This window comes from Neptuniibacter sp. (assembly GCF_024231755.1).
In the GTDB taxonomy this organism is placed as follows: domain Bacteria; phylum Pseudomonadota; class Gammaproteobacteria; order Pseudomonadales; family Balneatricaceae; genus Neptuniibacter.
This window is the reverse complement of sequence record NZ_JAAEQH010000021.1, coordinates 1-12,340: the sequence shown is the minus strand read 5'-3', so window position 1 is coordinate 12,340 and position 12,340 is coordinate 1. Positions and strand designations below refer to the sequence as shown.

At 44.2% G+C, this 12,340-nt stretch carries 14 protein-coding genes; 2 read left to right on the top strand and 12 right to left on the bottom strand.

The window, feature by feature from the left end; translation table 11 throughout:
* The 6 genes from GY843_RS00735 to GY843_RS00710 form a co-directional block, all read right to left on the bottom strand.
* A partial coding sequence (locus GY843_RS00735) for an HD domain-containing phosphohydrolase (protein WP_297305803.1) occupies positions 1-1,319 on the bottom strand: 1,319 nt, incomplete at its 3' end.
* Between the two features lie 137 nt (positions 1,320-1,456).
* Entirely contained in the window at positions 1,457-1,750 is a 294-nt protein-coding gene (locus GY843_RS00730) for a hypothetical protein (protein ID WP_297305802.1), read from the bottom strand.
* Between the two features lie 10 nt (positions 1,751-1,760).
* Entirely contained in the window at positions 1,761-2,330 is a 570-nt protein-coding gene (locus GY843_RS00725) for a cob(I)yrinic acid a,c-diamide adenosyltransferase (protein ID WP_297305801.1), read from the bottom strand.
* Between the two features lie 140 nt (positions 2,331-2,470).
* Complete coding sequence (locus GY843_RS00720) at positions 2,471-2,698, bottom strand: phosphatase (protein WP_297305800.1); 228 nt, start codon at positions 2,696-2,698, stop codon at positions 2,471-2,473.
* Positions 2,699-2,709: 11 nt separating this feature from the next.
* Positions 2,710-3,606, bottom strand: a complete 897-nt coding sequence (ppk2, locus tag GY843_RS00715; protein WP_297305799.1) for a polyphosphate kinase 2 — start codon at positions 3,604-3,606, stop codon at positions 2,710-2,712.
* Between the two features lie 117 nt (positions 3,607-3,723).
* A complete protein-coding gene (locus GY843_RS00710) occupies positions 3,724-4,611 on the bottom strand; it encodes a 2-dehydropantoate 2-reductase (protein WP_297305798.1) in 888 nt (295 codons plus the stop codon).
* Between the two features lie 93 nt (positions 4,612-4,704).
* Between GY843_RS00710 and GY843_RS00705 the strand changes: the two genes are divergently transcribed.
* Positions 4,705-5,187 (top strand): YajQ family cyclic di-GMP-binding protein, encoded by a 483-nt coding sequence (locus GY843_RS00705; protein WP_297305797.1) that lies wholly within the window; start codon positions 4,705-4,707, stop codon positions 5,185-5,187.
* 48 nt (positions 5,188-5,235) lie between these two features.
* On the opposite strand, the gene GY843_RS00700 is transcribed toward GY843_RS00705, so the two are convergent.
* The 5 genes from GY843_RS00700 to GY843_RS00680 form a co-directional block, all read right to left on the bottom strand.
* On the bottom strand, positions 5,236-5,451 hold the full coding sequence (locus GY843_RS00700) for a hypothetical protein (RefSeq protein ID WP_297305796.1): 216 nt from the start codon (positions 5,449-5,451) through the stop codon (positions 5,236-5,238).
* A 78-nt stretch (positions 5,452-5,529) separates the two neighbouring features.
* Positions 5,530-6,915, bottom strand: a complete 1,386-nt coding sequence (locus tag GY843_RS00695; protein WP_297305795.1) for an MFS transporter — start codon at positions 6,913-6,915, stop codon at positions 5,530-5,532.
* Positions 6,916-7,061: 146 nt separating this feature from the next.
* The gene (locus GY843_RS00690) at positions 7,062-7,817 is read right to left on the bottom strand and encodes a porin (RefSeq protein WP_367183777.1); all 756 of its coding nucleotides are present in this window, start codon (positions 7,815-7,817) and stop codon (positions 7,062-7,064) included.
* An 8-nt stretch (positions 7,818-7,825) separates the two neighbouring features.
* Entirely contained in the window at positions 7,826-8,017 is a 192-nt protein-coding gene (locus GY843_RS00685) for a hypothetical protein (RefSeq protein ID WP_297305794.1), read from the bottom strand.
* A 61-nt stretch (positions 8,018-8,078) separates the two neighbouring features.
* Positions 8,079-8,741 (bottom strand): DUF2057 domain-containing protein, encoded by a 663-nt coding sequence (locus GY843_RS00680; protein ID WP_297305793.1) that lies wholly within the window; start codon positions 8,739-8,741, stop codon positions 8,079-8,081.
* 428 nt (positions 8,742-9,169) lie between these two features.
* On the opposite strand from GY843_RS00680, the gene GY843_RS00675 reads away from it, so the two are divergent.
* The gene (locus GY843_RS00675) at positions 9,170-11,092 is read left to right on the top strand and encodes a PhoX family phosphatase (RefSeq protein WP_297305792.1); all 1,923 of its coding nucleotides are present in this window, start codon (positions 9,170-9,172) and stop codon (positions 11,090-11,092) included.
* 101 nt (positions 11,093-11,193) lie between these two features.
* Here the strand turns inward: GY843_RS00675 and GY843_RS00670 are convergent, their stop codons facing one another.
* Entirely contained in the window at positions 11,194-11,961 is a 768-nt protein-coding gene (locus GY843_RS00670; RefSeq protein WP_297305791.1) for an SDR family oxidoreductase, read from the bottom strand.
* Positions 11,962-12,340 lie beyond the last annotated feature (379 nt).

Below are 12,340 nucleotides of genomic sequence, written 5' to 3'. Positions count from 1 at the left end.
AGTCCACGCGGGTAGCCGCTACCATCCATATGTTCGTGATGGTTGCAGGCAATTTCTGGAACTTGTGACAATTGCTTCGGATAGCTTAGTGACTCCAGCATATCGATTGAGACCTTAATATGGTCACGCATCACCTGACGTTCGTCATCGGTAAGAGTACCTTTGCTGATGCAGAGGTTATCCACTTCATCTTTGGTCAGCAGTTGCCTTAGCGTTCCTGTATCGTCGATCCAGCTGATTTCTGCAATACTCATAATCCGGGTTTTATGTTCATCAGCCATAAACTCAGAACCGGTATTGGAACGGCAGACAAACTCAAGGTCATCATCGATCTGCAGGCGTAGTTGGTCAAAATTACGCTGTGCTTCAGCCGCTTTATCTGCACTGAGTTGCGGAAGCGACTTTAATAAGTCTATCTGTAGGTGCTGTTTATATTCGCGAAAACGCGACTTTACCAGCTCAATGCGATCAAACATTGTGTGAAGCTTGGTTGCTTTATCAATAATGTACTCTGGTGTAGTAATCTTGCCGCAGTCATGTAGCCATGCAGCAATTCTCAGTTCGTACATCTCAATATCGCTGAAGGCCATCTCAGCAAAGGTGCCCGAATTTGCATCATTCACGGCTTCCGCAAGCAGCATGGCGATCTCTGGTACTTGCTCACAGTGTTTCCCCGTTACTGGAGATTTATGGTCAATTGCGCGGCCGATCAATTTAATGAATGACTCAAACAAGTGACGCTGTGCATCAATCAGGCGGCGTTTTGTCAGAACCGTTGCAGCGAGAGAGGCTAAAGATTCAACAAGATTCTGTTGCGTCTTAGGAAACGGAACAATTTCCCCATCTTCAATAGCGTTAATCAGCTGTAATACACCGATGACTTCCCCTTCATGATCAGTAAGGGGAACACATAAAAAAGATTTGGAGTGGTAGCTTAGTTGCTTGTCAAAGTTACGCGTGCCTGAGAAATCGTACTCATTGCACGCGTAAGCATCGGGAATATTGATCGGATGCTGTTGTACATAGGTTTGTAAGACGACAAGTTTGGAGGTCGCTTTTTGTGCGTCATAGATCTGGATAGGGGGAAGATCCCTCGGCTTTCTATGTATTCCTAATGAACGGTTATGCAGTATTGTGAACTGTAATTCATTCGGCGCATCTTCATTAATGGTATATAGCGTTCCACCGTCAGCATTTGTCAGATCCATACACCCCAGGATGATTCTATCCAAGAGCTTAATATGATCTTTCTCTGAGGTTAATGCTCCAGTTAACTCCGCTAACTGCTTAACGACAGCTTGTGTGTCCGGGCTGTTCATGCATGATCCTAATGTAAAACGCTAGAAAGAAACCTACCATTAAATGTGGCTAGTATGCTTTAGAGTGTCAAGCTTGCACAGAGGGCAGTATCAGAATAATTCCCTTTAAGCCTCTCGAAAACAGTAATATAGAATGACTATTCGGTCATTCCCTTAACAAACGACTTTGTGTTTTGCCAAGCTTCCTTACTGACTTCAACGCCTTTATCAATGACCTCTTCACCGGTTTCAACAGCGGTTTCCGCTCCTGATTCGGTCGAGCACAGTGCGCGTTTAGCAACACATTTTGACTTGCAGCCCAGCTCTGCCGCTTCATCATTCAGATACATGACTGAACATTTGGTCTCGCAAATCGTTTGTTCAGTGGAGCAATCAGCCATAGCCAGAGGCGATAGGGCCATTAGTACAATGAGGGAAATAAGTTTTTTCATATCACGCTCTTTATTTACGCTTTGCTTTCGGTTGCCAAAGGATCTCGGGCTCATTCAATTGTTTTGCTAAGTAGCGTGAAGCTACAAATAATAGATCGGATAACCTATTCAGATAGATTACAGCATTTTGATTAACTTGTTCTGAAGGCTCATCCTGTACCCTGATGATTGCTCGTTCGGTTCTACGACAGACTGTGCGGGCCAAATGAATCTGAGCAACACTGGTTGATCCACCTGGAAGAATAAATTCAGCCAGGGGTTCCAGTTTATCGTTCATCTGGTCCAATGATTTCTCAAGAAATTCAATCTCTTCCGTTTCAATAACAATATAAGAGGGATCAGCCACTGCCAGTTCTCCGCCCAAGTCGAACAGCTGGTGCTGAATAGTAGAGAGCGTTGCTGATAGATGAGAGCTTTCTGCAAAGTCGGAGAGGACCAAACCAATCAAACTGTTAAGTTCATCAACAGTGCCGAGTGCTTCTATTCGAGGTGAATATTTACTGACTCGATTGCCGTTAGCCAGGGAGGTTTTTCCTTTGTCACCGCCACGGGTGTAGATTTTACTAAGTCTGTTGGACATCTCTTATAAACCAGCTTTTTCAAAAGATAATGCAGGGGGAATTTTCGGTAAAAATTCGGTAAAAATAAGAGTGCAGTTTGCGGGAAAGGTTCAAAGAAATGAAGAGAGTAAAAGAAATCTTTTACTCTCTTGAAAGATGCTTACTTATCGAAATGTTCGGCAAAGTTGCGTACATCGTGTGCCAGCTTATCGATCTGATCCGCTGTTTTTTCCATCTCTTGTAGCACCGCTGCGCTGATGGCAGATTCGATCAGTAGGGCAAGCTCATCAAAATGGGCATCACCTATATCATTCTCTAATGAATCTGGAATTAGGTTTTTAAAAGAGTTAACCACATTCTGAGCGTGTTGGGTTTGCTTCATTGTCATTTTGTAACTCCTTACTGACCGGGGTGTGTATTTGCATGCGCATTTTGTGCATTGCAGACGATCAATGGATCTGGTTGCAGGTCGATCTCTTCGTTCTTATCTGGGTAGGGTAGACTACTTAGAAAATGGCGCATCGCATTCAGACGGGCACGCTTTTTGTCATCTGACTTGATAACTGTCCAAGGAGCATCGGCAGTATCGGTGTAAAAAAACATGGACTCTTTAGCTTCAGTGTAGGAATCCCACTTATCCAAAGAGGCTAGGTCAATAGGTGATAGCTTCCACTGTTTTAGAGGGTCCACACGGCGTGCCTGGAAGCGGCGGAACTGTTCTTCTCGACTCACAGAGAACCAGAATTTAAAGAAACGAATGCCACTTCGTGTCAGCATGCGCTCAAGCTCTGGGGTCTGACGCATGAATTCCAGATATTCACCAGGAGAACAGAAGTTCATGACCTTCTCTACACCCGCACGGTTGTACCAGGAACGGTCGAATAGAACGATCTCACCTTCGGTCGGCAGGTGGTTGATATAACGCTGGAAATACCACTGACCTTTTTCCTGCTCATTAGGTTTTTCCAGTGCGACTACGCGAGCACCACGAGGGTTAAGGTGCTCCATCATGCGTTTTATGGTGCCGCCCTTACCCGCTGCATCACGCCCCTCAAATAGGATCACGATCTTCTGCCCGGTTTCACGGACCCAGTTCTGTACTTTTAGCAGTTCTATCTGTAGCTCTTTTTTGCGCTTTTCATATTCGCGACGAGAAATTTTTGTGTCATAAGGATAGTCGCTTGCCTCAAAGCTATCAGTGAGGTCCTGCTCCAAGGGGCAATCTGGCTTTTTCCCCTCTTCAACAGGTGTAGGCATAGCTTCTTGAACATCAGGTGATTGGACTTCTTGGTTCATAGGCTTTCTCCTTATGTGTTATTTATCGTAACTTGATTATGCGCCTATGAGATGTGCTATTCCTGATTCAAATCAAAGGATAGGGGGAAATGAAAAAATAAGGGTATACCCCTATCTTTATGTTTGTAGTTCTTGGATCTTTTTTAGGTACTTCTGATTAACAGGGATCGAAATATTGTGCTGTTCAGCGAGCTTGCAGAGGTAGCCTGTTATTGAACTTATTTCAGTTGATCTACCGTGTTTAACATCCTGCATCATGGAGGAATAATTTTCAGCGGTTAGCTCTGCAACCTGACAGGCATGTTCAATCAGCGGACCGTCAAAAAGTTTAATGCCTGCAGCACTAGTGACCGCTTCAACTTCACGGCATATGGCGGCCATTTCAACCAGATAATTGGGGTTATTTATCAGTTCCCCGTTTTTACATTGGAAATGCGCGCTGAGGGGATTGATTGCACAATTGATTGCCAGCTTGCGCCAGAGCGTTTTTGCAATGTCATCATCCAGTTCAATTTTTAGAAAGCCGTTACCCAGCTCTTCAAGCCAGTAACATTCCTGATCAGGAATACCCATTCTGGTATAACCTTGACCCGCATGAACCAGGTCAAAGGGTTGTTTCAGCCAGGCACCATCAGTAGTCGAAGCCCAAACTACTTCTGCAGAGGGTAGTTGTTCACGGACCCACTGTTGAGTTCCCATACCGTTTTGCAGAACGATAACTCTGGCATGGCTGCTTATCCGTGTTCGAATGCTGTTGAAGGCGGTTTTAGTATCTGTGGATTTAGTCGTGATAAGCAGCTGTTCAATGGGGTAGGGGCTGTCAGCCAATTCCGCATCTGCGAGGTAAAGCTCCTCTTTCAGTTTTATGCCGTGTTGATCGGAAAAACTATTAAGCTTGTCCTGGGAGCGTAAGATAAGCGTGACAGGAAAGCCTGCACTGGTCAGATGACAGGCCCATAAATTGCCAATCGCGCCTGCGCCTAGTATGTGCCAGCGTTTTTTCATCTATCTACTCCCAACCAACGACTCACTCTATTGTGACGTGAAATGCCGGTTAAGGTCAGCTAAAATCGCGAAAAAAATCTTGGAGTTTTGACTATGCCATCCTTTGATATCGTATCAGAGCTGGATATGCACGAAGTAACTAACGCTGTGGATCAGTCTAATCGTGAACTACAGATGCGTTATGACTTTAAAAAAGTGGATGCCAGTTTTGAACAGAATGAAAGTTCTGTCACTATGCATGCTGAGGTAGATTTTCAGCTACAACAAATGCTTGATGTTTTGCGTACCAAAATGGTCGGCCGAAAAATTGATGTACGTTGCCTTGAGATAAAAGATCCAGAGCAGGCGAACATGCGGGCACGTCAGGAAATCATTCTTAAGCAGGGACTGGATCAGCCATTTGCCAAGAAAATCGTCAAGATGATCAAGGATGCCAAACTCAAGGTACAAGCACAGGTTCAGGGTGAACAGGTGCGTGTAACCGGCAAGAAGCGTGATGATCTACAGAGCGTAATCGCTATGCTGCGCGAAGCTGATCTTGAGCTGCCATTACAGTTTAATAACTTCCGCGATTAAACCTGTATTCATAACCTGAGGGACAGATTTAAATCTGTCCCTCTAGTGTCACACTTCTTGCTCCAGACAATCCAACAGAAACAGCTCCTTAATCAATTCCTGAGAGGGCGTTTCTTCAAAATCCTCAGCACAGATCGATCCACTCTGAAATTTCTTAAGCAGTGTTTCACCATGCCAGCTCACTACAGGAACCCCGGTTGAACGATGGATCACTTTCAGATAAGGGTTGCTGCGTTCCAACCAAGCATCAATAAGAAAAGTCATAGTTCCCTCTCTATTTATCAATTAAGTAAGAGGAACTATAGATCTGTTTTTATTGAATGTAAATGATATTTATTATCATTATCGTTCTTTTGGGGCTAGCATGATCAGGATCAATACCGGCAGGCCAAGCAGGGCAACACAAGTGAAGAACCATTCGTAGCCAAAATTATCGACAAAGCCTCCAGAGAACCCGCCCAAAAATTTTGGGAATAACAGCATGACCGAACTGAACAACGCATACTGCGTCGCTGAGTATTGGATATTGGTCAGACTTGAAAGGTATGCGACAAAGGCTGCTGTAGCGATACCTCCACTTAAATTATCTAGTGAGATAACCAGTGTAAGTGCAGCTGTATTGTGCCCCAGTGTTGCCAGCCATGCGAAGAGCAGATTGGTAAGGGATACCATCAATGCGCCAATGAACAGGATGCGTATAACGCCGAATCTATTTACCAAAATCCCGCCAAGGCCTGCGCCGACAATGGTCATTATCACACCGTAGATCTTTATGATCTGTGCGATCTCTTCCTTTGTGAAACCCATATCGACATAGAAAACATTAGCGATAATCCCAAGGATTACATCGGAGATTCGATAGGTGCCGATCAGCGCCAAAATGATTATGGCTTGTTTTCCATAGCGACTAATAAAGTCAGTAAATGGGCAGACGACAGCCACATAAAACCAACCGAGGAAGCGAGCTAGGAAATCAGGTAGGTGAGCATTCTTTTCGCTGAATTCGATAATCCTGTTTTGCTGCTCCAGAGTTTCTTCATCCATCTCCACCTTACGTGGTTCGGCAATAACCAGAGTCGTAATTAAACCTACAGACATACAACCAGCCATACAGAGGTAGGCGATCTGCCATGCTGATTGCACATAGCCTTCTGGTTCAGGAGAAACCCATGCGGCGACGGCTAAGGCTCCAGCGCCAGCAACAATCATCGCGATTCGGTAACCCGCCATATAGGTCGCGGCCATCGCTGCTTGTAAACGCTCACCAGCGGATTCAATACGATAGGCATCGATTACGATATCCTGAGTCGCTGAACTGAAGGCAACAACCACGGCCAGTATCGCCATATACTCTAAATTTTGCAGCGGATTAGAGAAGGAGAGACCTACAAGCCCACTAATCAACATAATCTGTGATAGGGCCAACCAACTTCGCCTTCTACCTAAGAGCCTTGAGAGAATCGGTAATTCCAGGCGGTCTACCAGGGGCGCCCAGAGCCATTTAAAACCGTAGGCTAATCCAACCCATGAGAAATAGGTAATAAGGCTGCGTTCAACGCCTGCCTCGCGTAGCCAGAAGGATAGGGTGCCAAAAACGAGTAACAGTGGAAGGCCAGATGAGAAGCCAAGAAAGAATAATGTCACCGCTCGTGGGTGAGTATAGATGCGGATTGAGTCCAGCCAGCTTTGTTGTGCTGAGTTACTTGTTTTGCTGTCGACTGTGCTCATGTGAAGTAGATGCCTTCCGTGAATAAGAGAGTATTGTCTCTTTGACTTTCTGATAAGGCAATAAAAAAGGCCCGGTAAAAACCGGACCTCAAAAGTTTTGTGCATAACCTGCCTGAAGGGGGGAGCAGGTTATAGCTTAAACTTTATTAGAACTTGATACGCATACCTGCAAGCATATCCAGATCGTAATCAGTACCCGCATCATCATCGATGTGCGTTACTTCAGCGAACACAGATACGTTCTTCTGTGCTGGGAACTTGTAAGTTACGTTAGCGTAGATAGCTTCGATGTCTTTACCGTCAGCATCGTAATCGTGCTCCTGGTAACCTACAGAGATTTTAGTTGTTTTGCTTGCTTTGAAAGTCGCAACCAAGTTAGTCATAGCGACATCATCGTCAGAGCTACCCTGGTCAGAAACACCGTAATCTACGCCGATTTTAGCGAAGCCAGCATTAAATTTAGCGCTTACACCCCAGATATCTTCAGAGTCCGCGTCTGGAGAGCTTTTCAGAGTTTGGTAAGCAGCACCCAGCGTTACAACGTCAAAGTTACCTTCAACGTAAACTTCTGTAGATTCGTTGTTAGCGCTGTCTTCACCGTCTGCTTCCAGTTCGTGAGAGATTGCGATGCGTCCAGAGTCAAAAGAAGCGTCGAAACGAATTACATCATCGCCTGCGTAAGAACCAAACTTGTGGAAAACGTCTTTTTTCAGGTTTTCTTCGATCGCTTTTTCAACACCAAAGTCGTCAGCAGCGTTGTCCATCTTACCGATCTGAATAGACATGTTATGAGCTGACAGGCCTAGGTATGCTTCTTCCAGATCATCACCAGACTGCTTGTCTTCAGCAGCATCTTTGAAACCGAAATCCAGCTGACCGTATGCTTTAAGACCGTTACCCAGGTCATAAATTACAGTGTTTTTGATTTCCAGGTCATCAAATTCAACTTCAGCGTCTTTGCTTTTTTGTGGTTATCACGTAACTGAACCTGCCAGTCACCTTTGATTTTAAAAGTAAGACCTTTGTTTTCGTAAACAGTTGCAGCAGTCGCAGAGTTAGCAGCAAGAGCAGCAATTGCAGAAGCCAGGATCAGCTTTTTCATTTTTTCTCTCCAGAGAGTTTAATAAAGGGAGTTAAATAAAATAAATAATTGATTAAATAACTTACTTGTTAATAAGTTCTTTAAATGATTTTCGGGTTTTTGCATCGGCCTGGTTATACCAATAGATCAACATTTCTAATTCCATGTTTTTTCTATGATTCGCCGGGCTTTCTTGAGGAGCTTCTTGTTTAATGCTGCGTGGTTTAGGTGCATTAATTATTTTTTTAGGTAAAGCGGCTACAGCATTACTGTTATTGTATTCTTCTAGTTCATCTTCATAATCGCGGCTGAGTTGAAAGCCGCCTTTTTTAATAAGATCAACTTTGTATTTTACGGCTTCGCCATTTCCGTTATGCAGAGACCAATTTTTTATCTGTTCAAATCGGTTTATATCTCTTAAGCGCTTAACTTCAGGCGCCTCAAGGGTTAGCTTGGAGTCGTGGCTTTCAAATAAAAGAACAAAAGTATTGCTCTCTTCAATCTCAAGATCGCTTCCTTTCTGGATTTCAGCCGTGTAGCTAACCAGAATCTGATTTAATCCGTTCGGCAGCTTATATTGTGTTGAATTAGAAAATAGCTTGTCGGAGTTAACTTCTTTTTCATTGCTGGCATGTAAATTTATGCCATCGCCAAGAATTAAAATGTTCTCAGCCTGAACTGAAATAGGAGAAATAACTAATGCCACATATAATGCAGCTTTTTTTATGCTATTTAGATAATTCAACTTTAAAGCCTTAAATAACGTTTCTTTGTTGCGGCGCAATAATAGGTGAGTTTTATTTCAGTTATGTTTCGTTTTTGTGGATGTTTTTTAAGTTTTCTTTACGGTTTTATTTCTGATTTGAAATAGTTGTTTAATGATTGTTCAATCTAGATGTTCAATAAGTTTTTCGCACAATTAGGCTTAATTTATATGTGGTTTTTGGTTGTTATTTGAGCAGCAAGGCTGAGAGTGCCTCTTAATCTTGTAGGCTTTTTTGTAAGTGAAATAATAATTAAGCTGCAGCTTCCCGGTGAGGGTAGGTTTTTAAAAAATTAGTATTAGAATCACTTTACGGTAATTTCAGTGTCATAAGACTAGTCTAGGTTTTAGCCCTTTCGCTTCACGGGCCATCTGGGTGAGATGGCAAAAGTTAATTCGGATGGAACACTATGAGCTATAACAATTCACATGATCTATGCAGCAATTTGAATACTGAGCAGGATTCAGAATTTACTCAGTTGATGGACAAGGCGGTTGCCCGTCGTAGCTTCTTAGCGGGTATGGGGGCTTTAGGGTTGGGTGCGTTTGTTGCCACAACGCCATTGGCTCAATCAGTTCAGGCAGCAATGAAAACAACAGTTCATAGCAAACTGATGGGTTTCCAGCCAATCGCTGCAAGCACAGCGGATACGGTTGTTGTTCCAGAAGGGTATAAGGTATCTAACCTGATCTCTTGGGGTGATCCAATCTTTGCCGGTGCACCTGAATTTGACGCTTCTGGAAAGGCTCCTGCTTCGTCACAGGCGCTTCAGTTTGGTGATAACACAGATGGGATGACTCTGTTCCCTCTTGCAGATGATCGTGCTGTTATGGCAGTTAACAACGAATATACGAACAACGATCTGCTGTTTGACCATAAAGGCGAAAATATGACAGCGGATGATGTTCTAAAAGCACAAAATGCACACGGTGTTTCTGTTTTTGAAATCAAGAAAACTTCTAAAGGTTGGAGCGTGGACCGCTCTGGTAAGCTTAACCGCCGTATCACTGCTAATACACCTATGCAGCTTACAGGACCTGCAGCAGGTCATGATCTTCTGAAAACGTCTGCAGATGCCAACGGTATTGAAGTTCTGGGTACATTCAATAACTGTGCAAACGGTGAAACTCCCTGGGGTACGTACCTGACTTGCGAAGAGAACTTCCACAACTACTTTGGTACTGCGGATGACTCTTATGAGGTGCCAGCAGAGCAGAAACGTTACGGTATCAAACCGGAAGATAAACGTTATAAGTGGAGTAAGTTTGACGAGCGTTTCGATTTGGCTAAAAACCCTAATGAACCAAACCGCCATGGCTGGGTTGTTGAAATCGACCCAATGAACCCAGAATCTAAGCCGCTGAAACGTACTGCATTGGGTCGTTTCAAGCATGAAAACGCTGCCTTGATGGTCGACAACAGCGGTCATGTTGTTGTTTACCTGGGTGACGATGAACGTGGCGAACACCTGTACAAGTTCGTTTCAAAAGGTAAATACGATGCAGCTAACAAATCTGCAAATCGTAACTTATTGGAAGAAGGTACTTTGTATGTTGCCAAGTTCTCTGCCAACGAGGGTGAGCTGAAAGGCAAAGGTGAGTGGATCGAGCTGACATTTGGTAAGAATGGCCTAACGCCAGAAAATGGTTTTAACAGTCAGGCAGAGGTGTTGATTCACACGCGTTTAGCAGCAACTCAAGTGGGCGGTACTACAATGGACCGTCCAGAATGGGTAGCGGTTCATCCTAACAAGATGAGTGCATGTTGTACGCTGACGAATAATAAGAACCGTGGCAAGAAAGATAATCAGCCTGTTACTGGCCCGAATCCACGTGCAGGAAACAAATATGGTCAGATCGTTCGTTGGACGCCTGCAAATGGAGACCATACGGTTACCGAATTTGACTGGGATCTGTTTGTGATTGCAGGCAACCCTTCAGTACACAAAGAGGGTCTATTGGCGGGTAGTAGCAACGTTACGGCTGAAAACATGTTCAACAGCCCTGATGGCCTGGGTTTCGACAAAGGCGGTCGTTTGTGGATCATGACCGATGGCAAATATTCCAATAAGGATGACTTTGCAGGTATGGGTAACAACCAGATGCTGTGTGCTGATCCAGAAACGGGTGAGATCCATCGCTTCCTGGTTGGCCCAATCGCATGTGAGGTAACAGGTCTGACGTTTACGCCAGATCAGAAGACCATGTTTGTAGGTATTCAGCACCCGGGTGAAAAAGGAAAACCTTCACACTTCCCGGCGGGTGGAGACAGCAAACCGCGTTCAACTATTGTGATGATTACACGTGAAGATGGTGGCGTGATCGGCGCGTAAAATCTGGCCTATCCAGATACCGTTGGGGACAGAGTTTAAATCTGTCCCCGAACAGGCACAAAAAAACCGGCATAAAGCCGGTTTTTTTAGTAGTTACGCAATTAGATGCGCAGACCACCGTCAACCTCGAAGCAACGACCAGTGATGTAATCGTTTTCAAGGATGAAGTTAACTGTAGAAGCGATCTCTTCTGGTTTACCCAGACGCTTAGCAGGGATGCCAGCAGCAATTTTTTCCAGTGCTTCTGGTTTCATGCTCATTACCATCTCAGTGCCGATGTAACCTGGAGCGATAGACGCTGCACGGATACCGTAGCGAGACAGTTCTTTAGCCCAAGTAACAGCCATTGCTTCTACGCCTGCTTTAGTTGCAGTGTAGTTAGTCTGGCCCATGTTACCGGAACGAGAGATAGAAGAGATGTTGATGATGCAACCTGGTACGCCCAGATCGATCATGTGTGCAGTTGCTTCACGAGCACACAGGAAAGTACCTGTCAGGTTAACGTCCATTACCAGGTTCCACTGGTCCATAGACATTTTCTTAGCTACTTTGCCAGTTTCGCGATCGACTTTCATGAACAGACCGTCACGAGTGATACCAGCGTTGTTTACCAGACCGTGTAGAGTGCCGAAATCAGCAACAATGTCATTAAACATTTTTTCTACTTCGTCTTCTTTTGCTACGTTACAGATGTAAGCGCGTGCTTCAACACCTTTCTCCATGCAAAGACCTACAGTAGTGTCCAGATCTTCCTGGCTCAGGTCAGCCAGTGCTAGCTTGGCACCTTTAGCTGCTAGTTCAAGCGCCATAGCGCGACCAAGACCACGGCCACCGCCGGTTACAACAATTACTTTATCTTTGAGTTCCATTGAGGATTACCCTTACTTCGGTTTGACTCTGTTTTTGTGCGTTGCGTCATTGTGCAGAATTTAAACTTATCTCGCTTTTGCAAAAAAGTCCATAAGTGGATACGGGTATTCATTTATCAATAGGCTTTATAAACTTAAGAACAGGAACTTTAGTCCTGTTTTGCGAATGCTAAGTCTATGAATGACTGGGTTTTTTTTGCAATGCATTATAGTGGTCGTACTTTGGTATTATTTAGTCATTGTTCATGAAATGCGCAAAGACCATTTTATTTGTGAGGATATGTGGGGCTTGAAATCCTGTTATTTACCTCTATCTATATAGTTCTAGTACCTAATATTTTGCGTCGAAGGGGTCTAATTAGGTTTATGAAGTTTCTTT

What these genes read in the sequence shown, in the direction of transcription:
- GY843_RS00695 (WP_297305795.1), bottom strand. Translation starts at nt 6,915, where the DNA reads ATGAGCACAGTCGACAGCAAAACAAGTAACTCAGCACAACAAAGCTGG.
- GY843_RS00705 (WP_297305797.1), top strand. Translation starts at nt 4,705, where the DNA reads ATGCCATCCTTTGATATCGTATCAGAGCTGGATATGCACGAAGTAACT.
- ppk2 (WP_297305799.1), bottom strand. Translation starts at nt 3,606, where the DNA reads ATGAACCAAGAAGTCCAATCACCTGATGTTCAAGAAGCTATGCCTACA.
- GY843_RS00700 (WP_297305796.1), bottom strand. Translation starts at nt 5,451, where the DNA reads ATGACTTTTCTTATTGATGCTTGGTTGGAACGCAGCAACCCTTATCTG.
- GY843_RS00670 (WP_297305791.1), bottom strand. Translation starts at nt 11,961, where the DNA reads ATGGAACTCAAAGATAAAGTAATTGTTGTAACCGGCGGTGGCCGTGGT.
- GY843_RS00685 (WP_297305794.1), bottom strand. Translation starts at nt 8,017, where the DNA reads ATGAAAAAGCTGATCCTGGCTTCTGCAATTGCTGCTCTTGCTGCTAAC.
- GY843_RS00720 (WP_297305800.1), bottom strand. Translation starts at nt 2,698, where the DNA reads ATGACAATGAAGCAAACCCAACACGCTCAGAATGTGGTTAACTCTTTT.
- GY843_RS00675 (WP_297305792.1), top strand. Translation starts at nt 9,170, where the DNA reads ATGAGCTATAACAATTCACATGATCTATGCAGCAATTTGAATACTGAG.
- GY843_RS00710 (WP_297305798.1), bottom strand. Translation starts at nt 4,611, where the DNA reads ATGAAAAAACGCTGGCACATACTAGGCGCAGGCGCGATTGGCAATTTA.
- GY843_RS00725 (WP_297305801.1), bottom strand. Translation starts at nt 2,330, where the DNA reads ATGTCCAACAGACTTAGTAAAATCTACACCCGTGGCGGTGACAAAGGA.
- GY843_RS00730 (WP_297305802.1), bottom strand. Translation starts at nt 1,750, where the DNA reads ATGAAAAAACTTATTTCCCTCATTGTACTAATGGCCCTATCGCCTCTG.